The following is a 26,073-nucleotide window of genomic DNA, read 5'->3' as shown; positions in this document are numbered from 1 at the left end:
GTATTTCTGATTGGCAAATTGAAGGCTTGGTTCTAGAGTATGCGCGCGCAACATGTGACTCAGCCGTATTCGCTGCGGTGTCGAGTGTATTACGAAGACACCGACGCAGGAGGCATCGTCTACTACGTCAACTATCTCAAATTCATGGAACGTGCTCGTACCGAACGGTTGCGGGCGTTAGGCTTTGTTCAATCTCGCCTGGCGGAAGAAAACATCCTATTTGTCGTGCATTCATGTGAGGCACGTTACCATGCACCGGCTCGGTTGGATGACGAGTTGGAGGTCAGCGCTCGGGTTATTGAACTGAACCGGGCCAGCCTGCGCTTTCATCAGCAGGTGACTCGGCGAGACGATGGTGTTCTGTTATGCGAAGGGTATGTGACGGTTGCGTGTGTACGTTCAGACAACTTCAGGCCCAGGGCCATTCCTGAGGCCATGCGAACAGTATTCGCGAGCGATTCGGACTCAATTTAAGCAGGAGATTTAGCGTGGAACCAACTGTCGACCATTCCTCCATGTGGAGCCTTGTGAGCAATGCCAGCCTGGTAGTTCAGCTGGTCATGCTGACGCTGGTAGCGGCTTCGGTAACATCATGGGTCATGATTATCCAGCGTGCCAATGCCATCCGTGCAGCCAAACGTGCACTGGAGACTTTCGAGGAGCGTTTCTGGTCGGGTATCGACCTGTCCAAGCTTTACCGTCAGGCAGGCAGCAATCCTGACCCCGATTCAGGTGTCGAGCAGATCTTCCGTGCTGGCTTCAAAGAGTTTTCCAGGCTGCGTCAGCAGGCGGGGGTAGACCCTGACGCGGTGATGGAAGGCGTTCAGCGTGCCATGCGGGTCGCCATTTCTCGCGAAGAAGAGAAGCTTGAGCAAAGCCTGCCGTTCCTGGCTACCGTCGGCTCCACCAGTCCGTATGTAGGTCTGTTCGGTACCGTATGGGGCATCATGAACTCATTCCGCGGTCTGGCTACGGTACAGCAGGCTACGCTGGCTACCGTTGCGCCTGGTATCGCAGAAGCACTGATTGCAACCGCGATCGGTTTGTTTGCAGCGATTCCGGCCGTAGTGGCGTACAACCGGTTTGCTGCGCGTTCAGAGACACTGATCGGACGTTATTACACCTTTGCTGATGAGTTCCAGTCCATCCTGCATCGCAAAGTCCACACCAGCGACGAGTAATAGGTATCAACCATGTCCTCCAGGGGTAGACATAAGCGTAAGCCGGTTGCCGAAATGAACGTCGTACCTTACATCGATGTGATGCTGGTGCTGCTGGTCATTTTCATGGTAACTGCGCCAATGATCAATCAAGGGGTCAAGGTCGACTTGCCTAATGCGGACAGCCAGCCCATGCCGCAGGATAACAACAAGCAGATCCTGACTATTTCTATCAAGGCGGACGGTACTTACTACTGGAATACAGGTAAGGAAGTCGAGACGGACCAGCAGCGTGACAGTGCCAGCGCTGTTGCCCTGCCTCAGTTGACGGAGCAGGTTACCAAGATCATGCGTGCAAGACCTGATACCCAGGTTTTCATCCGGGGTGACAAGGCTGTTAACTATGGGATAGTGGCAGCAGCCATGGGCGGCCTGCAGCAGGCAGGTGTACCCAATGTCGGGTTGATCACCGAGGCGCCTTGATGCAAGACCGTGAGCGTTCTCCTTCAGAGAGCTATTTCTGGCCTATCGTTTGGGCTGTGGCTCTCCATGTTGTCATTTTTGCCGCTCTGTTTGTGAGCTGGGCAATGGCACCGGAGCTGCCACAGTCCAAGCCAATTGTTCAGGCGACTCTGGTCCAGTTGAAATCCAAAAGCCCTGCTCAGGTGCAGACAGAGCAGAAGCTGGCTGGAGAGGCCAAAAAAACGTCTTCTCGCCAGTATGAAGTCGAGCAGATGGAGCAGAAGAAAGCAGAGCAGCAGGCCCAGGCCGCTGCTGCGGCGGCGGCAGCCGCCAAAGCTGCGGAACAAAAGAAAGCTGAGGACGCTCGAAAGGCGCAGCAGGTAGAAGCTGCCCAGAAAGCCGCTGAAGCCAAGACCGAAGCGGCAAAAGCTGAGGCCGCAGCAAAGGCTGAAAAGGCAGCGCAGGAAAAAGCCGCCGCAGAGCAGCAGCGCAAATCTGAATTGGCAAAAAAACAGGCTGAGGAGGCTGCTCAGAAAAAGGCAGCAGCTGAAGAAGCTAAGAAGAAAGCAGCGGAAGACGCACAAAAGAAAGCGGCTGAAGCGGCAGAGAAAAAAGCAGCCGCTGAAGAAGCTAAAAAGAAAGCAGCTGAAGAGGCCAAGAAAAAAGCGGCCGAGCAGGCGAAAGCCAAAGCTGCTGAGGACGCCAAGAAAAGGGCAGCTCAGGCTGCCGCACGCAAGGCAGCAGAGGATAAGAAAGCACAGGCGTTGGCTGAGCTTCTTTCCGATGATACGCAGCGACAGCAGGCAATGGCTGATGAGGTAGGCGATGAGGTAGCGTCGAACTTTGATGACCTTATCGTGCGTCTGGTCAGTGAGCAATGGCGCCGCCCGCCATCTGCCCGCAACGGTATGAGTGTGGAAGTGCAAATTGAAATGCTACCTGACGGAACGGTAACCAATGCCAGTGTGACCCGGTCTAGCGGTGATTCTGCTTTCGATAGCTCGGCAGTGGCTGCCGTGCGCAACGTAGGACGCATACCTGAAATGCAACAGCTTGATCGCGCGACGTTCGACCAGCTTTATCGCAAGCGTCGCATTATCTTCAAACCGGAGGATTTGAGTCTGTGAATAACCTGATTCGTATCGTTCTGCTGGGATTCATGTTCCTGGTAGGCGCTGCCCATGCTGCCGACCCCCTGGTGGTATCCAGTGGCAATGACAAAGCCATCCCGATTGCAGTCGTGCCTTTTGGCTGGCAGGGTGGTCAACCACTGCCCGATGATATGGCCAATATCATTGGTAACGATCTGCGCAATTCCGGCTCTTTTGCTCCCATCGACCGGCAGAACATGCTTAGCCTGCCGACTCAGGCAAGCGAAGTGTCCTACAAGGATTGGCAGGCACTGGGGGTCAGCTATGTGCTGATCGGCAATATCGTGCCCAGCGGTGGTCGTCTGCAAATCCAATATGCACTGTTCAACATCGCTACACAGCAGCAGGTCATGACGGGTAGTGTAGGCGGGGGTACCGATCAGCTGCGCGACATGGCTCACTATATTTCCGATCAGTCATTCGAAAAGCTGACCGGTATCAAGGGCGCATTCTCTACGAAGCTCCTGTACGTTACTGCCGAGCGTTTTTCCCAGAACAATACTCGTTATACCCTGCAGCGTGCAGACTATGACGGTGCTCGTTCCGTGACACTCCTACAGTCTCGTGAACCAATCCTGTCGCCTCGTTTTGCTCCTGATGGCAAGCGTATCGCCTATGTTTCCTTTGAACAGCAGCGCCCACGTATCTTTCTGCAGTACGTAGATACAGGTCGTCGTGAGCAGCTCACCAATTTCGAAGGACTGAATGGCGCTCCGGCTTTTTCTCCGGACGGTAACCGCCTGGCGTTCGTGCTGTCGCGCGATGGAAACCCTGAGATTTATGTGATGGACCTGAATTCGCGTCAGATTCGTCGCGTTACCAACGACTCTGCGATTGATACCGAGCCGTTCTGGGGACGTGATGGGCAGACTATCTATTTCACTTCAGATCGTTCCGGAAAACCACAGATCTATAAAACCAATGTTAGCGGCGGTGGGGCAGAGCGCGTTACATTCGTAGGCAACTACAATGCGAACCCTAAACTATCTGCCGATGAAAAAACGCTGGTAATGGTGCATCGTCAGGAAGGTTTCACCAACTTCCAGATTGGTGCCCAGGATCTTCAGCGTGGCAGCGTCCGGGTGCTCTCCAACACCAGTCTTAACGATTCGCCTACTGTTGCGCCAAATGGCACCATGGTAATCTACGCGTCCCGCCAGCAGGACCGAGGCGTACTGATGCTTGTATCCATCAACGGACGTGTGCGTATTACGCTACCCACCACCCAAGGCGATGTTCGCGAGCCTTCTTGGTCCCCTTACCTGAACTGACGGCAATATAATCTGTTCTATACAAAACACTTTGCGGTTCTTTAGGAGTTAACGATGGAAATGCTGAAATTCGGCAAGTTCGCTGCTCTGGCTTTGGCCATGGCCGTTGCAGTAGGTTGTTCTTCCAAGGGTGGTGATGCTTCTGGTGAAGGTGCTGGCGCTGGCGCCGGTGCTGTCGATCCAAACGCAGGCTATGGCGCTAACGCCGGTGCCGTTGATGGCAGCATGAGCGACGAAGCCGCTCTGCGTGCTATCACTACATTCTATTTCGAATACGACAGCTCCGATCTGAAGCCGGAAGCCATGCGCGCTCTGGACGTTCATGCTCGTGACCTGAAGACTAGTGGTCAGCGCGTTGTACTGGAAGGCCATACTGACGAGCGCGGTACTCGTGAGTACAACCTGGCTCTGGGCGAGCGTCGTGCCAAGGCTGTTCAGCGTTACCTCGTACTGCAGGGCGTTTCTCCGGCTCAGCTTGAACTCGTTTCCTATGGTAAAGAGCGTCCTGCTGCTATCGGTCATGACGAGCAGTCCTGGGCTCAGAACCGTCGCGTTGAGCTGAAGAAGTAAGATCTATGCCGAAGCGCCTGTTTGTACTGACATCGTTGGCTCTGTGCACTTCCTTTGTATGGGCACAGGTACCGGTTCAGGAAGGGGGATATGGTGGGAGCGGTTCTACTCCCGGCTATAGCACCCAAGGCGCTCCCTATGCAGGGGATGGTGGCGCTAGCGCCCCTGTCTCTGCACAGGGGCAGCTCTTCATGCAATTGCAGCAGATGCAGGATGATATTGCGCGCCTGCGTGGTCAGGTTGAAGAGCAGCAAAATGAAATCAATCAGCTAAAACAGCAAGGACTGGAACGTTACCAGGACCTTGATCGCCGAATTTCTGCAAGTGCTTCTTCTGGAGCGCCAGCGAATGCCACTGGTGGTAATGATGCTGGTTCGTCTGCAGGGGCCATCAATGCGAACGCCGCACCTGTTCCGCCAGCTTCTCAGGCCAACAGCGAGCCTGGTGATCCCGCAAAGGAAAAGCTGTATTACGATGCGGCCTTTGATCTGATCAAGGCAAAGGATTTTGCCAAGGCAAGCCAAGCCTTTACAGCGTTTCTGCGTAAGTATCCCAATAGCCAGTATGCGGGAAATGCCCAATATTGGTTAGGCGAAGTCAATATGGCTTCCGGGGATTTACAAGCCGCAGGACAGGCGTTTGCACGCGTAAGTCAGGCTTACCCAAATCATCCCAAGGTTCCAGACTCTCTTTACAAGCTGGCTGGTGTTGAGCAGCGGCTTGGAAATCGAGACAAGGCTAAAGCAATGTACCAACAGGTCATTGCGCAGTATCCTGGATCGTCTGCCGCACAATTAGCCCAGCGTGATCTCAAAAACCTGCCCTAACGGCAGGTTTTTTCGTTAGAATCCGCCTCCCTTTTTTCGCAACGGAGGCGGACGGCCTGTATCGCTGTCACGCCCGTGGCCTACATGCAACAAAACACTCTGCGTATTACCGAGATTTTCTACTCGCTGCAGGGGGAAACACGAACAACTGGCTTGCCAACTGTTTTCGTGCGCCTTACAGGCTGTCCCTTGCGTTGCCAATATTGCGATACGGCTTATGCCTTCAGCGGCGGCCAGATCATGTCGCTGGACGAAATCGTTGAGCGTGTCGCTCAGTATAAGCCTCGCTATGTGTGTGTAACAGGAGGCGAGCCGCTTGCCCAGCCAAACTGCTTACCCCTGCTAGAGCGCCTATGTGACGCTGGCTATGAGGTGTCACTTGAAACCAGTGGTGCGCTTGACGTCGCGCCTGTAGATCGGCGAGTCGTCAAGGTCGTCGATCTGAAGACGCCCGGCTCTGCTGAAGTCTCTCGCAATCTGTACGACAACATTGATCATCTTACGCCAAACGATCAGGTGAAGTTCGTAATTTGCTCACGTGAAGATTACGAGTGGGCTGTGTCTAAGCTGATTCAGTATCGCCTTGATGAGCGGGTGGATGAGGTGTTGTTTTCCCCTAGCCATCAGCAGGTTACCCCGCGTCAGTTGGCTGAGTGGATTGTAGAAGACAACCTGCCGGTACGCTTTCAGCTGCAGCTGCATAAAATTCTTTGGAATGACGAGCCAGGACATTGATATGAACCAGAAAAAAGCCGTTATCTTGCTGTCTGGTGGCCTGGATTCTGCCACGGTTGTCGCCATGGCTCGGGCTGAGGGCTTTGCCTGCTACACCATGAGCTTTGATTATGGGCAACGTCATAGAGCCGAGCTCAAGGCCGCTGAACGTGTGGCAACTCAATTGGGTGTGGTCGAACACAAAGTGATTGGTTTGAACCTGAATGGTATTGGCGGCTCGGCGTTGACCGATAGCGCTATCGATGTGCCGGAAGCACCTACCGAGGGTATTCCTGTCACCTATGTACCTGCCCGTAATACCGTTTTTCTTTCGCTTGCCTTGGGTTGGGCTGAGGTGCTCGAGGCTCAGCATATCTTTATTGGTGTTAATGCGGTGGATTACTCAGGCTATCCAGATTGCCGCCCTGAATTTGTCGAGTCCTTTGAGCGTATGGCTAATCTTGCCACCAAGGCGGGCGTTGAGGGCAATGGCTTTAAAATCATTGCACCGCTCCAGTTCATGTCGAAGGCTGAGATTATCCAGTGGGGCGTCGCGAATGGGGTGGACTACTCCCTAACCGTCTCCTGCTACAAGGCTGACGACGAAGGGCGTGCCTGTGGGCGATGTGACAGTTGCCGCTTGCGTGCAGAAGGATTCCGTGCGGCACACCTTAAAGATCCAACGCGATATTTTTAAAAAAAGTTGCGCTAGGGTATTGATTATCCAGAAGAAATCATTATTATAGCACTCGCTTTCGGGGTCGTTAGCTCAGTCGGTAGAGCAGTTGGCTTTTAACCAATTGGTCGTAGGTTCGAATCCTACACGACCCACCATTTTCCTCCCCTTGTTGTTTCGTTAGATCGCCGCTTCCTGGCGATACACTCCTTCTGTCCCTTTAGCGTTTGGGTGTAGCGAGCATGTCGCAAATCTCGGAACGACTTCTGGTTCAAGCCCATCTCGCGGCTAAGCAGCCTAAAATTTTAAGTACAGCTGAAAGAGAGCATTTTAGCTATGCCATTGCGGCTGAGCTCAAAGCGCGTGACGCTGTTCTACTTGCGCATTACTATACCGATCCCATTCTGCAAGCGCTTGCCGAGGAAACGGGCGGGTGCGTGGCAGACTCGCTCGAAATGGCACGCTTTGGTAACCAGCATAAGGCCTCTACAGTCGTGGTGGCTGGGGTGCGTTTCATGGGAGAAACTGCCAAGATTCTCAATCCCGAGAAGCGAGTGCTCATGCCTACTCTGGAGGCTACTTGTTCATTGGATATCGGATGCGGAGCTCAGGAGTTCGCTGCGTTCTGCGATAAGCATCCCGAGCGGACGGTAGTGGTTTATGCCAATACTTCAGCTGCCGTAAAAGCCAGGGCAGATTGGGTTGTAACCTCTGGCTGTGCCCTGGATATCGTTGAGCACTTGATGGATAACGGCGAACCTATTCTTTGGGCGCCGGACCGTCATCTAGGCCGCTACATTCAGCGGGAAACAGGTGCCGATATGCTGCTTTGGGATGGCGCTTGCATCGTTCATGAGGAGTTCAAGTCTTCTCAACTGACCGATATCAAATCGCTTTATCCTGATGCTGCGGTTCTGGTGCATCCCGAATCTCCTGAGGCGGTGATCGAGCTGGCAGACATGGTTGGTTCAACCAGTCAAATGATCAAGGCTGCACAGACGATGCCTAACTCGACGTTTATTGTCGCAACGGATAAAGGCATCTTTTACAAAATGCAGCAGTTGTGTCCTGACAAAGTATTCATTGAGGCGCCTACGGCGGGTAATGGTGCTGCTTGTCGTAGTTGTGCGCATTGCCCTTGGATGGCCATGAATACCTTGGAGCGTACGCTGGCCTGTTTGCAGGAGGGTAGCGGTGAGGTTCTGGTTGATCCTTCCCTGATACCTAGGGCAGTAAAACCACTCAAGCGCATGCTGGACTTTACCCAGGCAGCAAGATTAAGGCAGACAGGAAACGCCTGATGGGCGTTTCCTGTCCTGTTTCCTATCACATGATTTCTTCAGCAGTTCGCTTTTGCGTAATCATTTCCTGCTGACGTGCATCTATCCGCGCCGCTAACTGAAAATTATTTGAAGCACGCTGTTTTGCAAATCCCAGCTGCTGTATGGCCTGATCATAATCACCTGTCAGGGCAAAGTATTCGGCACGGGCCTGATGGACCTCTATCAGCTGTCCCGCTTGGCCGCGCACCTCTGCAGCCCGGTACCATACATCAGGGTCCAGTGGGCGCGCTTTGATTACCTTGTCCAGTAAAGCGCTGGCATCCTTGGCATTATCGAGCTTAACCAGTAGATCGGCTTGTAGCATGTTGACCGCGAAGTTATCGGGATACATTTCCATCATTCTCGCTACGCGCTTTTGTGCGTCAGGCAGCCGGTTATTGGTAATGTCGAGCTCGATCTGGGCCAGGTTGTACGTGACATCGTTTGGAGAGGCGTCCAGTAAAGGCTTAAGCGTTTCGCGTGCTTCATTGAGCTGGCCGAGGCGAGTCAAGCCAACAGCAAGGCCATAACGTGCTGCTTCCAACTTTGGGTTTTCATCCAACATGGCACGAAAGCGCTTGACGGCTATGCCTGGAGTTTCCTCGAAAAGCAGCTGAACCCTTGCGCGCATCAGTTGATACTGCAGGCTGTCTTCTCGTCCTCCTGCGGGATACTGATCTGCACGGTTACGAGTATCTGCAACGCGATCCTCTGTTACCGGGTGGGTAAGGAGAAACTCGGGTGGCCGTTGATCGTAACGGTATTGCCTAGCCAATCGGCTGAACATATTGGGCATGCCTCGTGGATCATAGCCAGCTTTAGCCAAGTTGATCAGGCCTACCCGGTCCGCTTCCTGCTCGTTCTGACGAGAGAAGCGGAGCTGACTTTGTATGGCGGCTGCCTGTGTAGAGGCAATCGCTGCGATACCGGCATCACCACCGCCAGCAGCAGCGGCCACAATGCCGGCCAGCATGGCTGCCATTAACGGTAGTTGCATGCGCTTCTGATTTTCGACGCCTCGTGCAAAGTGCCGCTGGCTCAGGTGGGCTAATTCGTGCGCGAGGACGCCTGCATACTCAGCTTCGGTCTGGGCATACAGGAATAGCCCCCCATTGACGCCTACGACCCCACCGGGGGCAGCAAATGCGTTAATTTGTGGGTCTTTGATCAGGATGAATACGAGGCGGTGATCTTGAATCTGGCTCGTCTCGGCCAATCTATAAACACTGCTTTCCACGAACTGCTTGAGTTGTGGGTCGGTCAGTGTCGTGACTTGCCCCCTGAGCATACTCAACCAAGTGCGGCCAAGCTGAAACTCCTGTTCAGGAGAGACAACTGAAGAGCTTGCATCCCCTAGCGACGGTAGATCAGTGGCTGCGGGAGCAGGTACAGCTATCAGGCAGGACAGACCAAGAAGGGCAGGGCGCAAAAATTTCATAGGGGCGCTCATGACTGCAAAACCCTTACTTTATCTGTCCCCACAGCTGCTGCCTAGCGATGAAAGGCTGTGAACGTTATCCTTGGGATTTATGGAGTTTTCTTATGAGTGAATCCAGTACTTATACAGGGCCGTGTGATGCGGAGCTGGATGCCAGTGGATTAAGTTGCCCACTGCCATTGCTGAAAGCCAAAATGGAACTGAACCGCTTGGCCTCTGGTTCGGTATTGAAGGTCACGGCAACGGATGCCGGCTCGCAGCGTGATTTCAGGACCTTTGCCCAGTTGTCAGGGCATGCATTGATCGGCGAGCAGGCACAGGAAAACGTATTTCATTATTGGTTGCGCAAGGCATGAAGTGCAGGGAGGCAGAAGCCTCCCTTGGAAATCAACTGTTCAGGGCCTGGGCCTCTGCTAGAACGTCTTCCACGTGTCCCGGGACCTTTACCCCACGCCATTCCCGGCGAAGAATCCCTTCCTTGTCGATCAGGAAGGTACTGCGGTCAACTCCCATATACTCCTTGCCGTACAGCTTCTTCAATTTGATCACATCAAACAGCGTGCACAGCGCTTCTGATTTGTCACTGATCAGATCAAATGGAAATGCCTGCTTGGCTTTGAAGTTTTCATGGGACTTGATGCCGTCGCGGGAGACACCAATTATTACGGTATTGGCAGCCTGGAATGCCTCGTAATGATCGCGAAACCCCTGGCCTTGGGTTGTGCAGCCCGGCGTGCTGTCTTTGGGATAAAAATACAATACAACCTGCCGACCCCTGAACGTGTCGAGCGACAGGTCCTTTCCGCCAGTAGCAGCCGCTATGAAATCGGGAACGGGTTGATCAACGGTAACTGTCATGTTCGTTTCTTCACTTAGCTTACTGGATTACGGATTTTGAGGTCGCCAGGGCTCGATCAGCGCGTCAAGGTTCAGTGCGTCCGCAAAGTCTAAGAATTGATCCCGTAGCCAACTGATCTGAGTACCGGCTGGCAGAATGACCGTAATGGTCGCTGTCAGCATGGTGCCGCCTGTCTGGGGCGCCTGATAGGTATCGCAAACCAGGCTTTCTACCTCTATGCGATGGTCGGTAAAGAACTGGCAGAGTTCATTGAGAATATCCGAGCGATAGGCCGCACTGACATAAACGACGTACGGTAGGGCTTGCGCTCGGTTTTCCAACGCTGCGCTACGTGTTACACCAATCGTGAAACCTTGTCGCTTTGCCAGAGCAGGTAAACTGGACTCCAGTCGAGCCAGGCCGTCCCAGTTGCCGGACACTTGAAGGATCAGTGCGCTGAATTCGCCGTGTCGGCTTAGGCGGCTGCTGACGACCGCGCAGCGGCTTTCCAAACACGTGCGATAGAGCACATTGGTTAGCTCCATAGGGTTGGAGCCCAGCGCACTGATAACTAGAAATTGCTCACGAGGCGGTGGTGTAGCAGACATTCAGTGTTTCCTGATGATGAAACCGGTAGACCGGCCAAAACCGAAGGGTAGCGAAAAGCGCGTTGTTGGGGAATGCCTTACCGGAGCTTGGCTTGTGCAAGGCTGGTAGCGTCAGTACCATTACGGCTCTCTTTTCTCGGCAGGAGCGGTTGCATGATCACAGGCAGTATGGTGGCGCTGGTCACGCCCATGGATGCACAGGGGCATCTGGACTGGTCCAGCCTGACCAAGCTGGTTGATTTTCATCTGACCGAAGGCACCAATGCCATCGTTGCGGTCGGAACAACTGGCGAGTCCGCCACTTTGGATGTAGAAGAACACACCGAGGTCATTCGCCGTGTAGTCAAACAGGTGGCTGGCCGTATTCCCGTCATTGCAGGGACGGGCGGCAATTCCACGCGTGAGGCGGTTGATCTGACGCAGGCGGCCAAGGATGCAGGTGCGGACGCTTGCCTGCTGGTTACGCCTTACTACAACAAGCCTACCCAGGAAGGCCTGTATCAGCATTTCCGGCATATCGCCGAATCCGTGGCGATTCCCCAGATCCTTTACAATGTGCCCGGGCGTACGGCCTGTGACATGTTGGCCGAGACGGTAGAACGGCTTTCGACAGTGCCGAATATCGTTGGTATCAAGGAAGCGACAGGCGATTTGCAGCGCGCCCGTGACATTCTGGATCGTGTGAGCAGCGATTTCATGCTGTACTCCGGTGATGATGCCACGGCTGTTGAACTGATGTTGATGGGCGGCAAAGGCAATATTTCTGTTACAGCCAACGTGGCGCCCCGTGACATGAGCGAACTTTGCGCGGCTGCCCTGCGTGGCGACGCCGAGACTGCTCGTGCGCTTAATGAAAAATTGATGCCTCTGCACAAGAACCTGTTCATCGAGTCCAATCCGATCCCGGTCAAGTGGGCGTTGCATGAAATGGGAATGATGCCTGAGGGTATCCGTCTTCCTCTGACCTGGTTGAGTCCGCGCTGTCATGAGCCGCTTCGCCAGGCAATGCGTCAGTCCGGTGTGCTGGCCTGATGGAGAATTTACGCATGAAGCGACTGGCTGGACTAACAACCCTTGCCGTAGTAATCAGCACGACCAGTGGGTGTGGCTGGCTATGGGGCGAGCACGGGTATTTTCGTGATCGCAGTAATGATTATCTGGAGTCGCGTCAAACGGCTCCGATGCAGGTTCCGACTGATGTTCAGGCCAAGTCCTTGCAGCCCCTGCTACCCATTCCCGCTAACGTAGCGGATACCCAGGACCATCCTGCAGAGTTCGAGGCTCCGCGGCCTCAAGCACTGGCTGTCCAGGTTGATACGGGTAGCTATAGCCTGCAGCGCAATGGCAAGGCCCGCTGGATCGTCGCTCAAAAGCAGCCTGCCGAGATCTGGCCGGTAGCCAATCAGTTCTTTACCGACAATGGCTTCGTGATTGGTGAGGCGCGTCCGCAGACCGGTGAGTTCACGACACGCTGGCAACCTTTGACCGACCTGACGACACCGTTGGCTCGCAGCTTGAGCACAGGTGGTGAAATCGAGCCGGGCTCCGAAACACGTATTCGGGTGCGGATCGAGCCAGGGGTTTCCAGCAACACCAGTGAAATCTTTGTACAAAGCCAGACGCGCAAGACTGGCAGCAGCAGTGAGCCGAGTTGGTCCTCTCGCTCGGATACATCGGCCTTCGATGCAGCCCTGCTGAATGAAATGGTAACCAGTCTGGCAAGTGCCGATACCCAAGGTGGTTCAGTATCGCTGTTGGCTGCTGGTTCCTACGATACGCCTGAGCGGGTCTCCTATACGAGAGATGGCAATGGCGACCCGATGCTGAGCCTGACGAGCGACTTTGATCGTGCCTGGTCCAGTGTCGGTCGTGCCCTGGAAGGCGCTAACATACGCGTTGACGATATGGACCGTAGCTTGGGGGTGTACTACATCAATCTGGCTGAGGGTGCACGCAAGCCCAACGAGGACAAACCTGGGTTCTTCAAGCGCCTGTTTGGTCATGAGCCCTCCAAGGAAGAAGAAAACGCTCGTGCCGAGCGTTATCAGGTTCGTCTGACCAATGTAGGCGATGCTGTTCAAGTCACGCTGGATAAAGACATCAACACCGTAGCGCCAGCCGATATGGCCGAGACGGTGCTGAAAAAGCTACAGACGAGCATGCAATATGCGCTTCGCGGTCCTGGGCAGCGGGAGCCGGGGGAATTCAACCCTGGTTCACAGCCATAACACCTACATACTGATCGATTGCGGTTTTCCGCTACGTGAAACGATAAGACGCCTGGCTCGCCTGGGCGTCGAACCTACACAACTCGATGCCATTCTCGTTACCCATGAGCATTCCGACCATGTTCATGGGGTCGAGCTGTTATCGCGTCGTTATGGGATTCCGGTTTATCTGACCGAGGGTACAGTGCGCGGCTTACGCAAGCCTATTGCTGCTACAACGGTACTGGCAGCAGGCGATACGCTAGAGTTAGAAGCCATTGAGATCAAAAGCGTTCCTGTGTCTCATGATGCATACGATCCGACACAGTTCGTCTTCTTTGATGGCCGGCGTCGCTTGGGTGTGCTTACCGATCTGGGCGAGGCTACAACGACAGTACTGGAGTGTTATCGTGATCTGGACGCCCTGGTGATCGAGGCGAACCACGACCGGCAGATGCTGGATGAAGGTTTGTACCCCTATTTTCTGAAAGCGCGGGTCAGTGGATCACACGGTCATTTAAGTAATCAGCAGGCGGCCTCGCTGGTTTGCCGCTTGCAATGCGATGCCCTGCAGCATCTTGTGTTGGCGCATCTGAGTGAAAAGAACAATCGGCCGCATCTGGCTCGGCAAACGTTCGTCGACACCCTGGGGTGCGATGCGGACTGGCTGCAGGTCGCCGATCAGCACGAAGGTCTTGGTTGGCAGCTCATTGCCTGAACCTTCGATTATTTAAAAGCGGAGCCATCATGGAAAAACGCACCGAACTCTACCGCGGCAAAGCCAAGTCTGTGTTCACGACGGACAACCCGGACCGTCTCATTCTTCTCTTTCGCAATGATACGTCTGCGTTCGACGGTCAAAAGGTAGAGCAGCTTGATCGTAAAGGCATGGTGAACAACAAGTTCAACGCCTTCATCATGCAAAAGCTTGAGGCCGCAGGGATTCCAACCCAATTCGATGCGTTGCTTGCGGACAATGAATGTCTGGTTAAAAAGCTCGACATGATTCCTGTGGAGTGTGTGGTTCGTAACTATGCTGCTGGTAGCCTAGTGCGTCGCCTGGGTGTTGAGGAAGGGCTGGAGCTTTCCCCGCCCACGTTTGAACTGTTCCTCAAGAATGATGCATTGCACGATCCCTTTATCAACGAAACCCATGTCTATGCATTTGGCTGGGCTACGCCTGAGCAGCTGTCTCGCATGAAAGAGCTGACGTTCCAGGTGAACGACGTGCTGAAAAAGCTGTTCGATGACGCAGGGCTGCTGCTGGTGGATTTCAAGCTGGAGTTTGGTGTGCACCATGGCCAGATTGTGCTGGGCGATGAGTTCAGCCCTGATGGCTGCCGTCTATGGGATAAGGAAACCCGTAAGAAGATGGACAAGGATCGCTTTCGCCAAGGGCTGGGTGACGTTATCGAGGCCTATGAAGAAGTGGCTAACCGCTTAGGCGTACCGCTCTAAGATTGGCAGGCGACTTTTGCAAACGCCTGATAATGGTAGAAATTTTGCATTCAAGGCTTCGCCTGACGCATTTCAGCTGTTATCATGCGCTGCATTGGAGAGGTGCCGGAGTGGCCGAACGGGACGGATTCGAAATCCGTTGAGTCAGCAATGGCTCCTAGGGTTCAAATCCCTATCTCTCCGCCATATTAAAAAGCCCCGCAGTTATGCTGCGGGGCTTTTTTATTTCTATACAGCTCAAATCAAATTATTTTCTTTTTTCCACGCCTCGAAGTGTTCGAGCTCAAGACGTATGTCTTCTCCTTTTTCAAGGGATTCTTGCATTGAGCGGATACGGATCAGGCGCTCATGCATGGCCTCCGGGATATCGAGACCTTCCTCCTGATGCGCTTTGATTTCATTTACACCTTCGTCCAATGCATTAGAAAGGTGTTGTTTCAGGTCAGCGATATTGTGGGAAGTCGTGTCGATCATGGGCGCTCCGGTAACGGGGTGTATTGCTCAGCCTAGGCGATAGGAACGAAAGCTGTGAAAAGCCAGGACGTCCATGCCTAGCGAGGCAGCCAAAGGGCAAAGAGATAGACTTGCCCTCTGGTTAATGGTGTCAAGGTTGCGCATTAGCTGGTGGTTGCTGATAGAGATCGAGTAGTTTCAGCGTGACACCGTTGGTCCAGCCAAAGCCATCCTGCAGTTTGTACTCACCACCGCCACCTCCCTGGCTTGAACCCTCCACATCATATTTCTCGACCAATTTGTGCTCTTTGGTGAACAGCGTCTGCACCTGATCAAGGAAACCCTGGCCGATGGTTCTGGCTAGATCCTGCTGGTCATAGCGGCGCAAGCCTTCTACGGCGATCCATTGAAGCGGAGCCCAGCCATTGGGAGAGTCCCACTGCTGTCCGTTATGGATTTGCGTAGTGACAAGCCCACCGGTTTTGACCAGATTCTTTTCAACAGTCAATGCGGTTTGCCGGGCTCTATCGGAGTTGGCGATCCCTGCATAAAGAGGATAGAGCGTAGCGGCTGTGATCTGATCGCTGAGTTGATTCTTCTGCCAATCGTAGTCAGCGTAATAGCCCTTGTTGTTCCACAGGTGTTTCTCTATGGCAGCCTTTCGCGCTTTTGCACGCTGGCTGTAGCGTTGCGTACAAGTCGACATGGCGTTCTTTTCACAAGCAACAGCAATTGTGGTTTCCAAATGATAGAGAAGGCTGTTGAGGTCTACCGGAACGATTGCGGTTGTACGGATAGTCGCGAGAGTTTTCCCATCACCCAGCCAGCGTGACGTGTAGTCCCAGCCACTTTCTGCCCCGGCTCGCAGGTCTCGGTAAACCTCATTGGCCGGGCGATTAGCAGCCTTGGCTGCCGTTTCCTTGTCTTGCATGTAGGATTCTTGGCGAGGTGTATCGCTGGCATCCCAGTAGCGGTTGAATAGCGTACCGTCAGCCAGACGAACAACGTGCTGGGCAGCCTCGCCAGGCTTTAGCGTTTGCGAACCTTCCATCCAATAAGCGTATTCCTTTTGCAATTGCGGAAGGTAACGGCGATAGACTTCATCCCCCTCCGTCTTTGCCTCCAGCTCAACCATATAAGAGAAGAAGGGTGGCTGGGAGCGGCTCAGATAGTAGGTGCGATTGCCATTGGGGATATGGCCATAGGTATCGATCAGGTAGGCGAAGTTATTCAGCATCTGACGCGCCAACTTCGTTTGTCCACTCTCTACCAGGCCAAGCATGGTGAAATAGGAGTCCCAATAGTACAGCTCGCGAAAGCGACCCCCCGGAACAACATAGGGGTAGGGTAGTGGCAGCATACTGCTATATGCCGGTACCTTCTCATAATGTCGCGTGAGTACAGGCCAGAGGTTATCGATATGTTCACGGATATCGGTACCTGTCTGAGGCTTTTGGGTTTCAGCAGCTCCTGATGGCTCGAAGTTGTCCGCCACAAAGCGTCTGAGATCAAAGCCAGGGTTGGCTCGTTTCGCCAAGTAATCCGCCCGGATAGTGGCGGGAGGCCTTAGCGGTAGGGCATCGACAAAATGCTTTTGATCGTCGAACAACCATTGCTGCTGTACGGCTGCAAATAATTCCGGGTACGCCTGGTCTGGTGGGAGCGCCTGATGCTGTTGGGCATTTTGATAGCCCCACATCTCGGATCTGTCTGTAGCAGTGGCACAGGCACCCAACAGAACAACCGAAGCGGAAAAGGCCAGAAGCCGAGTGGATCGATAAGCGTGGCGGACGAGAGGAAATGTCATGGAAAACCCATTCTGATCATTCTCAACCATCGACCAGCTGATTATCCGGCAAGTTCGTCCAGTCAAGCTTTGTTTTTTGTTCAGCTATTGAAAACGGTCAGGTTCATTTTGAAGTTTTGCCCGCAAATAGCCTTTTTCTTTTGCGGAGATTTACGCTTTTTTGATAAATGGCCAATTGCTATCAGGTAAGATAAGAAACCTTGTCTTTCGGTGTGCTTGACCGATGCATTTCTCTACTGTGAGTTATCGCTATTTGAAGGCCGGTACTATTTACCAGGTAGAAATTGACTCGCCTGCTTCTGGTCGCACTCAGGATATTTACGAGGCTGTTTTTCGTCATTTGGTCAATTTTGAAAGCGAACCAATCATTGTGGCCATGATGCTCAACAATGGTGGGAAGGCTGTTATCCAGAACAAGCGCTTCGATCCTGAGATCAAGACGACTCATATGGTCTCAACTATCGAGACACTTGAAATCTGCATGGATTATGAAAACTGGGTAGAAGTCATTCTGTTGCCCTTGCCTAGGGACTGACTGCACCCATCACTTTCTACCCCTTTACTACCTGTCTTGTCGGGTATGGCTCGGACGTTATGTTGACGTCATGGGTTTGTTATATGGCATCCTCTGGCCTTCCAACCTTGCCGGGATGTGCCGATGAGTTCTACAGGTATCGTAATCGCTGCTGCACAGATCACGCCGGTTGGTCATGACATTCAAGCCAATGTCGAGCGCCATGTCCGTGTAATCGAACAGGCTGCTCGGCAAGGCGTCGACTTTCTTGTTTTTCCTGAACTGTCACTGACAGGGTATGAGCGGAAGACGGCTAGCCAGAATGCGCTGTTGCCCAACGACTCTCGCTTGGTGCCGTTGCGTAAGGTTACTGCTCAGACAGGCATATCAATCCTGGCAGGCATGCCGTTAAGTTCGACAGGGAAGCCGCTTATTGCGGCGCTGGTAATAGGTGCGGGGCGGGACGACGTGCTATATACCAAGCGATACCTGCACGAAGGTGAAGACCAGGCATTTCAGGCGGGAAGCGGTGGGCCACTGCTACTTCTTGAGAACGAGCGCATAGCCCTGGCCATATGTGCCGACACAAGTCACCCCGAGCATGCTGCGAGTGCGGCTCAGGCAGGTGCTTCTCTTTATGTCACCAGCGCTCTGATTACGCCAGGTGGTTTTGAAGCTGATACTGCGCAGCTAAGGTCATATGCGCAGATTCATGGCTTTCCTGTCCTGTTGGCTAACCATGTAGGCGAAACCGGTGGCTGGCTTGCGACCGGACGTAGTACGTTCTGGCTGCCTGACGGTGAAATTGTTATCCAGGCGCCACATGACCGTGAAGCGCTCGTAATCGCGTCCCGTAATGGTTCTACCTGGCAGGGGCGGGTGGTACTGCTGAGTTGAGACTACACCGTTACGGATTGTTGAAATACTGTGAGGTAGCCGCTCAGTACGAGCTGCATGAGCAATTTAGCGACAGGCGAAGACCTTGTTGCCAAGCATGAAGGAGCTTCCATGCGTATCTCTTTGTCCGTTCTTGCGATTGTCACAAGCCTGGGTATGACACATTACACCTACGCTGATGAGGTGAAATGTCCCTATGATAAGCCTGTGATATTTGCAGGTCTCAACTGGGAGAGCGGCATGTTCGCCACTGAAGTGCTGCGCTTTCTGGTGGAAAAGGGCTATGGCTGCAAGACCGATGCGATTCCCGGCAATACAGTAACGATGGAAAATGCGCTGGCGCAAAACGATATTCAGGTGACAGGCGAGCAGTGGGCTGGCCGTAGCCCGTTTTGGCGTGAGGCGGAGAAGGCCGGCAAGGTGTTCTCGGTTGGAGAAACGGTTAAGGGGGCTACGGAGGGATGGTGGGTTCCAGAATATCTGGTTAAGGGCGATTCGGCTCGTGGGATTGAGGCCAAGGCGCCTGAGCTAAGGTCTGTAACGGATTTGTCGCGATACAAGGATCTGTTCAAGGATCCTGAATCACCCGACAAAGGCCGTTTCTATAATTGCCCGACTGGCTGGACCTGTGAAATCGTCAATACGCAAAAGCTCAAGGCCTACAAGTTAACTGACAGTTTTACGAATTTCCGTACTGGAACCGGTCCAGCCCTGGACGCAGCCATCAGTACGGCTATCCGCAGAGGCGAGCCGATCGTGTTTTACTACTGGTCGCCTACGCCGTTGATGGGCCGCTTCAAGCTGATACAGCTTGAGGAGCCACCGTTCAGTCAGCAAGCCTGGGAAACACTTTCCGACTCCAAGAATCCCAGTCCTCTACCGTCCCGCTCGCTCCCTGCGAAGATTACGATCGGCATCTCGAAAGATCTGCATGACCAGGCACCTGAGCTTGTACAGCTGTTTGAAAAGGTGCAAATACCGCTTCCATTATTCAACAACATATTGGCCGAAATGTCGGAGAAACATAAGGATGCCGATGCGGTGAGCCTAGCGTTCTTCAAGGAACATCGCGATATATGGTCTGCTTGGCTTCCGGCTGATGCCGCGGCGCGGATGGATGCCGCCTTGAACGCACAGTGAGTATTTATCCGTGACATTGTTAGCTACATGGCCCATGTACGTTACGCCTGAACCGGTACGCGAGGCCGGTCAGATCTTTATCGAGCGGGTCCTGGCGCATCTGGGTATTCAACAATGTGAGGAAGCGCCCGCTGATCTCATGGCGCAATGGTCATCACCGAGCCTGTTGTTATCTCAGAGCTGCGGCTATCCGGTGATGACGCGTCTGCGCGATAAGGTTCAGATCGTAGCAACGCCTTGTTATGAGCTGAGCGGCTGTGAAGGTGCTCAGCACCGCAGTTTTATCGTGGTCCACGCAGATGATGAGCGCAGTACCCTGGAGGCCTTTCGAGGTGCGCGTGTGGTCATCAACGCGCTGGACTCCAATAGCGGCATGAATTTATTAAGGGTGACAGTCGCGCCCATGGCTGAAAAGGGGCGATTCTTTGGTGAGGTCAAGGCCAGCGGTGCCCATGTGACAAGCCTGGGGTTACTCAGCCGCGGCGAGACGGAATTGACAGCTATTGATTGCGTCACCTGGGGGTACCTTGAGCGTTATGCGCCTGACACGTTAGCTCGCACACGAGTTCTCGCCCACACGGAGCTAACGCCTGCGTTGCCGATCATTACCGCAGCGTCACGTAGTCTGGAAGAGGTACAGCGGATGCAGCATGTGCTGAACGAGGTCCTGCAGGAGCACCCTGCGCTGGCTGAAACACTGGCTATTCGCTCGTTTGTACCGGCCTCCCTTGACGATTATCGAGTGATTCTTGCCCAGCGTGATCGAGCAATGGCCGTTGGATATCCCATTATCGCATGAGTAGCCGGGCAGGCTTTTTCCTGTTTCGCTGTAGTTTTTATGAAACTGCAAAGGGCATCCAGGCTCAAAACAGCCGCTTCGATAGATAACGACTTTTCGCGCCGGGCAGGCGTATGGATGCTAAGGACGCAGATCATGAACGCAAGAAATGGCCTGGCGGTAGGCCTTTTGGCGCTGGGGCTGGTTATAGGCAACGCGCAGGCAGCCGGTTGGTGTGAGTCTGGTAAGCCAGTCAAGTTCGCCGGTGTGAACTGGGAAAGCGGGATGCTTCTCACCGAGCTGATGTCTACAGTCTTGAGGGAAGGCTACGGCTGTAAGACCGATAGTATTCCAGGTAACTCGATTACGTTGGAGGCTGCACTTTCCTCTAATGATATTCAGGTTTTTGCTGAAGAGTGGATCGGTCGTAGTGACGTCTGGAATAAAGCCGCTGATGCAGGCAAGGTAGTAGGCGTTGGTACACCCATCAAAGGTGCGACGGAAGGCTGGTACGTGCCGCGCTATCTGGCGGAAGGCAAGAATGCCAAGGCTCCAGATCTCAAGTCCATCAGTGATCTGCCTAAATACGCCAAGCTGTTTCGCGATCCAGAGGAGCCTGGGAAAGGTCGATTTTATAATTGCCCAGCCGGCTGGACATGCGAGCTGGAAAATACCGAGATGCTCGAACGCTATGGATTGGCCGACACATTTACCAATTTTCGCCCTGGCACAGGGCCGGCACTGGATGCCGCAATCTTATCGGCCGTGAAGCGCAAGCAGCCCATCTTGACCTATTACTGGTCGCCTACGCCACTATTGGGGCGAGCGGATCTCATCAAGCTGGCCAGCAAACCGGGAGATGAGAAAGCCATAACGGTGCAGGCTGGATTGTCCAAACCTTTTTATGAAAACGCCCCGGAGCTTGTTGCCGTTCTGGAAAAGGTCAACGTGCCGATTGACCTGTTGAACAAGGCGTTGGCAGAACAGGCCGAGTATAAGCAGGACGCGCCTACCGCTGCCAGAGCTTTTCTGAAGGCGCACCCCGATGTCTGGCATGAATGGGTTGATGCTGCCGCTGCACAAAAAATCGAGGCCTCTTTGTAGGCTTTCGCAGGTCATGTGAGGGTAGGCCCTGTTTGAAGGGCCTACCTTTACCAAACGGGCATGTCTATGTTTCCTGACAATCTCACGTTTTCTATTGCTGACTGGGTCAATGGCTGGGTAGACGCTCTGGTCGCCAATTATGGCGATGTGTTCCGCCAGATCTCCGATGTGCTTCTGCTGGCAATCGTCCGGCTTGAAGGCGCTCTCCGGACAACACCGTGGTGGTTGATTCTGCTGGTCGTGGCTGTTGTGTCCTACCACGCCACGCGACGTGTGATACCGGCTGCGGTCATTACCGGGCTGCTATTTCTCGTGGGCGCCATGGGGTTGTGGGACAAGCTCATGCAGACCTTGGCGCTGATGCTGGTCGCGACACTGCTTGCGGTGCTGATCGGCATTCCCCTGGGCATTCTGTGTGCACGCAGTAACCGGCTGCGTATGGTCTTGCTGCCACTGCTGGACATCATGCAGACCATGCCTAGCTTTGTGTATCTCATTCCTGTCCTGATGCTGTTTGGTTTGGGTAAGGTGCCGGCTATCTTTGCTACTGTCATTTATGCAGCGCCACCGCTGATTCGTCTGACCGATCTGGGAATCCGACAGGTCGATAAGGAAATCATGGAGGCCGTCAATGCTTTTGGTGCCAATCGCTGGCAACAGCTGTTTGGCGTACAGCTCCCATTGGCCTTGCCTAGCATCATGGCGGGTATCAATCAGACAACCATGATGGCATTGTCTATGGTTGTAATCGCTTCGATGATCGGTGCACGTGGCTTGGGTGAAGAAGTTCTGGTCGGTATCCAGACGCTCAACGTAGGCAAGGGGCTAGAAGCAGGTTTGGCGATTGTTATCTTGGCGGTCGTGATTGATCGCATTACTCAGGCGTATGGTCGTTCACGCTATGAGGGCGAGCGATGAAAATTCAGCTCGATAACGTCTATAAGATATTCGGCCGTCGCGAAGCCGCAGCGCTTGAGCTGGTCCGCCAGGGCCGGGATAAGGATCAGGTGCTGGCGGAAACCGGGTGTGTTGTCGGAGTCAATGGGCTATCGCTGTCCATCGAAGCGGGCGAAATATTTGTGATTATGGGGCTGTCAGGCTCGGGCAAATCAACGCTGGTTCGGCATTTGAATCGCCTGATTGATCCCACCAGCGGTTCTATCCGAGTCGATGGCGAGAACATACTGGCCTATGACATGCAGCAGCTCAGGCATTTCCGGCGCCACAAGATCAGCATGGTTTTCCAGGGCTTCGGGCTGTTACCCCATAAAACCGTACTGGGTAATGTGGCCTACGGCTTGAAACTGCGTGGCGAAAGCCGGACTGCACGAGAAACGCATGCACAGCACTGGATTGAAGCGGTAGGGCTCAAAGGGTATGAGCGCAAATGGCCCCATCAGCTGTCAGGCGGTATGCGCCAGCGAGTCGGGCTGGCCAGGGCGTTGGCAACTGACACAGAAATCATCCTCATGGACGAAGCGTTCTCGGCGCTCGATCCACTGATTCGTGCCGAGATGCAAGATCAGTTGCTGGAGTTACAGCAGCGCCTGCACAAGACCATCGTGTTCATTACCCACGATCTGGACGAGGCGGTCAGGCTGGGAAGCCGGATTGCAATCCTGCGGGACGGCCAGCTGATTCAGGTGGGAAGTCCGCAGCACATTCTCAACGAACCGGCAGACGAGTATGTCGATCGTTTCGTTCGGCGATATCGAAACCGGAGTATCTCCGGGGCAAATGTCTAGCTCAATGATTTGAAACAAAAACAAATCAGCGATACGACAAAAATTTCACATCTTTCTTTTGGCTATAGTTCAGGGTAACCGGGTGCCTTTGGTAACTCATCGGCGCCTTAACTCTCCTATTTTCTGAGAAAAAGGTTCATGGATTACCTCCAGCAGTTGATTTCGGATCCTACCGCCTGGGTTGCCTTGGCGACGCTGATCGCCATGGAAGTGGTGCTCGGTATTGATAACCTTATCTTTATTTCCATTCTGACCAACAAGCTGCCCGAGCAGCATCGGCAAAAGGCCAGGCGTATCGGAATAGGCCTGGCGCTGGTCATGCGACTGGGCCTTTTGGGAACGGTTGCCTGGATCGTTCAGCTCACTGAGCCGGTGATCGAACTCTTTGGCAAGGGCTTCTCATGGAAAGATATCATCCTGATAGCAGGTGGTCTCTTCCTGCTCTGGAAGGCAACCAAGGAGATCCATCACAACGTGGATCCTGACCCGGAAGGCGACCTATTCGAAGGTAAAAGCGGTGAAAAGGCCGTTACCCTTGGGTTTACCTCGGCCATCGTCCAGATTCTCATGCTCGATCTGGTTTTCTCCATCGACAGCATTATTACGGCTGTTGGGATGACCGAGCATGTGCCCATCATGATCATCGCCGTTATCGTCGCGGTGACCGTCATGTTGGTTGCCGCTGATCCGCTGGCGCGCTTCATCAATAACAATCCCACGGTTGTCATGCTGGCGCTGGGCTTTCTGATCATGATCGGCATGACCCTGATCGCTGAAGGCTTTGGCGCTCATGTGCCCAAGGGATATATCTATGCTGCCATGGCATTCTCGGCCGTTATCGAAGGCCTGAACATGCTGGCTCGCCGCGCAAAGCGCAAGCGTTAGATCCTGTAGAGCCGCGAGAGAGTTTCCTCGTCTTCCCGTAGTGCGTCTGTGACCGCTACGGGTTTTTTGTGCCTGCCGGAAAGGGGTGGATTCCGCTGGCACGCATGCACCGTTGCACGCTGCCTGTCAGGCGCGTGTCGGGCATCGTATTAGGAAAAGTAAGGCGGGAATGGATCAGGCGCTGATGGCTTTGCGTGCACGTTCAATAACGGACTGCAGACGAGTCGGGCAGCTGTATTCCTCACGGTAAAGTCGCTGAGTATGGCGCGCAACGCCGAATTCATTGACGATGATGAATGAAAAGCCTTTCTTGCTGGGCGCAGCGATTACACAATCGAACGGAGCGAAAGCAGAGGAAAGCATTTGGATTGCGGTTTGAGTTTGCTGATGTGTATTCATAATCTTCTTTTAGTTGAATCACGTGACGCGCTTATGACAGCAGCGGCGTCAATTTGCTGCATTGATAACCTGCTTTAGCAAGTTTTTTGCCAACTTTTCCCATTAAGCTAAGTCGCTGAATGGGAAATGTCTCTTTTTCATGTGCTTCAAATTGCTTCAGCACAGTGTGGTGTTTGCCGCTGCAGTGAACCATTTCAAGGCAAAGCTAAAGGACAATGAGCCGCTTTTGTGCGTTGGCCTCTTGTTTAGCACCTTCCTGCCGCAGTCATTGGGTTGCACCAGAGCGTTACAGCGTTTGGCATGCGCTTCGCACTTGCTCTCAGGTCCATGACCAAGCGGGAATAGCGAAATGAGCGAGACGAACGCAAGCGCGAACGACTATCCGTTAAGTGAAGTGCCTATGTCAGCCCGTCGGGGCGTCTGGTCGACAACGTTGGTGCTGCTGGGCTTTACCTTCTTTACCGCGACGATGTTTGCAGGCGGTAAGATCGGCACGGCGTTCGATTTCAAGACCCTGCTGAGCGTGATCACGATAGGTAATCTGCTGCTTGGTCTTTATGCCGCCTTGCTGGGGTATATCGCGTATCGAAGCGGCCTTAACTCTGTTCTGATGGGCCGGTTCTGCTTTGGCGAAGTAGGAAGCAAGTTGTCTGATCTGGTGTTGGGATTCACGCAGATTGGCTGGTATGCCTGGGGCACGGCGACGGCGGCAGTCGTGCTGGGTAAGTTTCTGGGATTGCCCGAAGGCATTGTGCTGTTGCTGATGGTGATCTTCGGTTTTGGCTTTTGTGCCACAGCCTATATTGGCTACCGAGGCTTGGAGATCCTGTCTTATGTTGCTGTACCCGCCATGTGTGGCCTACTGGCATTATCCATGTGGGTTGCAACACGAAAGATCGGTGGGCTGGAAGGCCTGCTGGCCATACAACCAGTCAACACGATGGAGTATAGCACAGCGCTGACATTAGTGTTTGGCACATTTGTCAGCGGGGCGACACAGGCTACCAATTGGACACGTTTTGCTCGGACTGGGAGAGTTGCCATTCTGGCCAGCCTGGCTGGTTTTTTTATCGGCAATGGCCTGATGGTGCTGATCGGCGCCTATGGCGCCATTGTGTACCAGCAACCGGACGTGGTGGAGGTCTTGCTGCTTCAGGGTTTCTCGCTGGCAGCGATAGCCATGCTCATGCTTAATCTTTGGAGCACGCAGGACAATACTATCTATAACTTCGCTGTGGCGGGTTGTAATCTGGTTCGAACAGATCGTCGGCGAACCGTTACGCTGGTTGGCGCAGCAATAGGTACATTGCTGGCAGTGCTGGGCATGTACGATCTGCTGGTCCCCTACCTGATTATATTGGGAACCATTATCCCTCCTATCGGCGGCGTGATTGCAGCTGATTTCTTTTATCGTCACAGAGGGTGTTACCCCCTCTTGGCGACTGTTCATTTACCTAAATTCAATTGGGTTGGGCTTGCGGCCTATGGCCTGGGTGTTCTGGCAGCCTTTTTCTCCCCTTGGTTGGCGCCTCTTGTCGGCGTTGGTACTGCCGCACTGGGGTACGTAATGCTGTGTGGCCTGGTGGGGGCCCGGCTATCGGTTGTCGCTCGCGCAGAGGCATAGGCTGGAAATGTTCCAGGTCACCTAC

General features: G+C 53.7%; 30 protein-coding genes and 2 tRNA genes. 26 read left to right on the top strand and 6 right to left on the bottom strand.

The annotated features are described in order from the left end of the window. Positions 1-39 precede the first annotated feature (39 nt). The 11 genes from ybgC (at position 40) to nadA (ending at position 8,132) form a co-directional block, all read left to right on the top strand. Complete coding sequence (ybgC, locus tag AC4LF3_RS13940) at positions 40-474, top strand: tol-pal system-associated acyl-CoA thioesterase (RefSeq protein ID WP_010795183.1); 435 nt, start codon at positions 40-42, stop codon at positions 472-474. A gap of 14 nt (positions 475-488) precedes the next feature. Then, positions 489-1,181, top strand: coding sequence for a protein TolQ (gene tolQ, locus AC4LF3_RS13935; RefSeq protein WP_010795182.1), 693 nt, complete (start codon positions 489-491; stop codon positions 1,179-1,181). Between the two features lie 12 nt (positions 1,182-1,193). Next, positions 1,194-1,643 (top strand): protein TolR, encoded by a 450-nt coding sequence (gene tolR, locus AC4LF3_RS13930; protein WP_010795181.1) that lies wholly within the window; start codon positions 1,194-1,196, stop codon positions 1,641-1,643. Continuing rightward, entirely contained in the window at positions 1,640-2,749 is a 1,110-nt protein-coding gene (gene tolA, locus AC4LF3_RS13925; protein ID WP_491835488.1) for a cell envelope integrity protein TolA, read from the top strand. Before tolR ends, tolA begins: the two co-directional genes overlap by 4 nt. Further along, positions 2,746-4,044, top strand: coding sequence for a Tol-Pal system beta propeller repeat protein TolB (gene tolB, locus AC4LF3_RS13920; RefSeq protein ID WP_019366311.1), 1,299 nt, complete (start codon positions 2,746-2,748; stop codon positions 4,042-4,044). The genes tolA and tolB overlap by 4 nt, the downstream gene beginning before the upstream one ends. 54 nt (positions 4,045-4,098) lie before the next feature. Further along, the gene (gene pal / locus AC4LF3_RS13915; protein WP_010795178.1) at positions 4,099-4,614 is read left to right on the top strand and encodes a peptidoglycan-associated lipoprotein Pal; all 516 of its coding nucleotides are present in this window, start codon (positions 4,099-4,101) and stop codon (positions 4,612-4,614) included. A gap of 5 nt (positions 4,615-4,619) precedes the next feature. After that, on the top strand, positions 4,620-5,441 hold the full coding sequence (ybgF, locus tag AC4LF3_RS13910; protein ID WP_122042031.1) for a tol-pal system protein YbgF: 822 nt from the start codon (positions 4,620-4,622) through the stop codon (positions 5,439-5,441). Between the two features lie 84 nt (positions 5,442-5,525). Beyond that, the gene (gene queE, locus AC4LF3_RS13905) at positions 5,526-6,176 is read left to right on the top strand and encodes a 7-carboxy-7-deazaguanine synthase QueE (protein WP_491835487.1); all 651 of its coding nucleotides are present in this window, start codon (positions 5,526-5,528) and stop codon (positions 6,174-6,176) included. A gap of 1 nt (position 6,177) precedes the next feature. Next, complete coding sequence (gene queC / locus AC4LF3_RS13900) at positions 6,178-6,852, top strand: 7-cyano-7-deazaguanine synthase QueC (RefSeq protein ID WP_122042032.1); 675 nt, start codon at positions 6,178-6,180, stop codon at positions 6,850-6,852. Positions 6,853-6,913: 61 nt separating this feature from the next. Then, positions 6,914-6,989, top strand: a tRNA-Lys gene (locus AC4LF3_RS13895). 84 nt (positions 6,990-7,073) lie between these two features. Then, positions 7,074-8,132, top strand: coding sequence for a quinolinate synthase NadA (nadA, locus tag AC4LF3_RS13890; RefSeq protein ID WP_150346926.1), 1,059 nt, complete (start codon positions 7,074-7,076; stop codon positions 8,130-8,132). A 25-nt stretch (positions 8,133-8,157) separates the two neighbouring features. Here the strand turns inward: nadA and AC4LF3_RS13885 are convergent, their stop codons facing one another. Continuing rightward, positions 8,158-9,591 carry a M48 family metalloprotease gene (locus AC4LF3_RS13885; protein WP_407362090.1) on the bottom strand — a complete coding sequence of 478 codons (1,434 nt, stop codon included), beginning with the start codon at positions 9,589-9,591 and terminating at the stop codon, positions 8,158-8,160. 104 nt (positions 9,592-9,695) lie between these two features. Here AC4LF3_RS13885 and AC4LF3_RS13880 point away from each other — a divergent pair, with 104 nt between their 5' ends. After that, the gene (locus AC4LF3_RS13880) at positions 9,696-9,947 is read left to right on the top strand and encodes a sulfurtransferase TusA family protein (RefSeq protein WP_010795172.1); all 252 of its coding nucleotides are present in this window, start codon (positions 9,696-9,698) and stop codon (positions 9,945-9,947) included. A 31-nt stretch (positions 9,948-9,978) separates the two neighbouring features. Here AC4LF3_RS13880 and AC4LF3_RS13875 read toward each other — a convergent pair whose 3' ends face one another. After that, entirely contained in the window at positions 9,979-10,449 is a 471-nt protein-coding gene (locus AC4LF3_RS13875; protein ID WP_010795171.1) for a peroxiredoxin, read from the bottom strand. A 27-nt stretch (positions 10,450-10,476) separates the two neighbouring features. After that, on the bottom strand, positions 10,477-11,037 hold the full coding sequence (locus AC4LF3_RS13870) for a glycine cleavage system transcriptional repressor (protein WP_010795170.1): 561 nt from the start codon (positions 11,035-11,037) through the stop codon (positions 10,477-10,479). A 153-nt stretch (positions 11,038-11,190) separates the two neighbouring features. Here AC4LF3_RS13870 and dapA point away from each other — a divergent pair, with 153 nt between their 5' ends. The 5 genes from dapA to AC4LF3_RS13845 all read left to right on the top strand — a co-directional run bounded on the left by dapA (position 11,191) and on the right by AC4LF3_RS13845 (position 14,888). After that, entirely contained in the window at positions 11,191-12,069 is an 879-nt protein-coding gene (gene dapA, locus AC4LF3_RS13865) for a 4-hydroxy-tetrahydrodipicolinate synthase (protein ID WP_010795168.1), read from the top strand. A gap of 14 nt (positions 12,070-12,083) precedes the next feature. Then, positions 12,084-13,265, top strand: a complete 1,182-nt coding sequence (gene bamC / locus AC4LF3_RS13860; RefSeq protein ID WP_312271360.1) for an NlpB/DapX family lipoprotein — start codon at positions 12,084-12,086, stop codon at positions 13,263-13,265. Continuing rightward, positions 13,204-13,962, top strand: a complete 759-nt coding sequence (locus tag AC4LF3_RS13855; protein ID WP_010795166.1) for an MBL fold metallo-hydrolase — start codon at positions 13,204-13,206, stop codon at positions 13,960-13,962. Before bamC ends, AC4LF3_RS13855 begins: the two co-directional genes overlap by 62 nt. Before the next feature lie 29 nt (positions 13,963-13,991). Next, on the top strand, positions 13,992-14,702 hold the full coding sequence (gene purC, locus AC4LF3_RS13850) for a phosphoribosylaminoimidazolesuccinocarboxamide synthase (RefSeq protein WP_010795165.1): 711 nt from the start codon (positions 13,992-13,994) through the stop codon (positions 14,700-14,702). 96 nt (positions 14,703-14,798) lie between these two features. After that, positions 14,799-14,888: transfer RNA gene (locus tag AC4LF3_RS13845), tRNA-Ser, on the top strand. Between the two features lie 51 nt (positions 14,889-14,939). On the opposite strand, the gene AC4LF3_RS13840 is transcribed toward AC4LF3_RS13845, so the two are convergent. Together AC4LF3_RS13840 and treA are read right to left on the bottom strand one after the other, a co-directional pair. Further along, positions 14,940-15,176: a hypothetical protein gene (locus tag AC4LF3_RS13840; protein WP_010795164.1), complete on the bottom strand. Its 237-nt coding sequence runs from the start codon at positions 15,174-15,176 to the stop codon at positions 14,940-14,942. A 130-nt stretch (positions 15,177-15,306) separates the two neighbouring features. Further along, positions 15,307-16,962 carry an alpha,alpha-trehalase TreA gene (treA, locus tag AC4LF3_RS13835; RefSeq protein ID WP_491835486.1) on the bottom strand — a complete coding sequence of 552 codons (1,656 nt, stop codon included), beginning with the start codon at positions 16,960-16,962 and terminating at the stop codon, positions 15,307-15,309. Positions 16,963-17,185: 223 nt separating this feature from the next. Here treA and AC4LF3_RS13830 point away from each other — a divergent pair, with 223 nt between their 5' ends. The 8 genes from AC4LF3_RS13830 (at position 17,186) to AC4LF3_RS13795 (ending at position 24,025) form a co-directional block, all read left to right on the top strand. Beyond that, positions 17,186-17,497 carry a hypothetical protein gene (locus AC4LF3_RS13830; RefSeq protein WP_019367186.1) on the top strand — a complete coding sequence of 104 codons (312 nt, stop codon included), beginning with the start codon at positions 17,186-17,188 and terminating at the stop codon, positions 17,495-17,497. Between the two features lie 123 nt (positions 17,498-17,620). Beyond that, entirely contained in the window at positions 17,621-18,373 is a 753-nt protein-coding gene (locus AC4LF3_RS13825; protein WP_074824539.1) for a carbon-nitrogen hydrolase family protein, read from the top strand. Between the two features lie 111 nt (positions 18,374-18,484). Then, the gene (locus tag AC4LF3_RS13820; protein ID WP_491835485.1) at positions 18,485-19,513 is read left to right on the top strand and encodes an ABC transporter substrate-binding protein; all 1,029 of its coding nucleotides are present in this window, start codon (positions 18,485-18,487) and stop codon (positions 19,511-19,513) included. Between the two features lie 10 nt (positions 19,514-19,523). Then, the gene (locus AC4LF3_RS13815) at positions 19,524-20,312 is read left to right on the top strand and encodes a phosphate/phosphite/phosphonate ABC transporter substrate-binding protein (RefSeq protein WP_491835484.1); all 789 of its coding nucleotides are present in this window, start codon (positions 19,524-19,526) and stop codon (positions 20,310-20,312) included. Positions 20,313-20,447: 135 nt separating this feature from the next. After that, positions 20,448-21,395, top strand: coding sequence for an ABC transporter substrate-binding protein (locus AC4LF3_RS13810; RefSeq protein WP_491835483.1), 948 nt, complete (start codon positions 20,448-20,450; stop codon positions 21,393-21,395). Positions 21,396-21,461: 66 nt separating this feature from the next. Next, positions 21,462-22,313, top strand: a complete 852-nt coding sequence (locus AC4LF3_RS13805; protein WP_491836294.1) for an ABC transporter permease — start codon at positions 21,462-21,464, stop codon at positions 22,311-22,313. After that, positions 22,310-23,140, top strand: coding sequence for a quaternary amine ABC transporter ATP-binding protein (locus AC4LF3_RS13800; RefSeq protein ID WP_150346934.1), 831 nt, complete (start codon positions 22,310-22,312; stop codon positions 23,138-23,140). Before AC4LF3_RS13805 ends, AC4LF3_RS13800 begins: the two co-directional genes overlap by 4 nt. A gap of 138 nt (positions 23,141-23,278) precedes the next feature. Next, positions 23,279-24,025 carry a TerC family protein gene (locus tag AC4LF3_RS13795; RefSeq protein WP_010795155.1) on the top strand — a complete coding sequence of 249 codons (747 nt, stop codon included), beginning with the start codon at positions 23,279-23,281 and terminating at the stop codon, positions 24,023-24,025. Positions 24,026-24,199: 174 nt separating this feature from the next. On the opposite strand, the gene AC4LF3_RS13790 is transcribed toward AC4LF3_RS13795, so the two are convergent. Further along, on the bottom strand, positions 24,200-24,424 hold the full coding sequence (locus AC4LF3_RS13790; RefSeq protein WP_010795154.1) for a hypothetical protein: 225 nt from the start codon (positions 24,422-24,424) through the stop codon (positions 24,200-24,202). 349 nt (positions 24,425-24,773) lie between these two features. On the opposite strand from AC4LF3_RS13790, the gene codB reads away from it, so the two are divergent. Continuing rightward, a complete protein-coding gene (codB, locus tag AC4LF3_RS13785; protein WP_491835482.1) occupies positions 24,774-26,048 on the top strand; it encodes a cytosine permease in 1,275 nt (424 codons plus the stop codon). Positions 26,049-26,073 lie beyond the last annotated feature (25 nt).

It is taken from the genome of Pseudomonas sp. C2.3V (genome assembly GCF_058536325.1).
The sequence above is the reverse complement of the archived record's forward strand: the minus strand, read 5'-3'. Positions and strand labels throughout refer to the sequence as shown.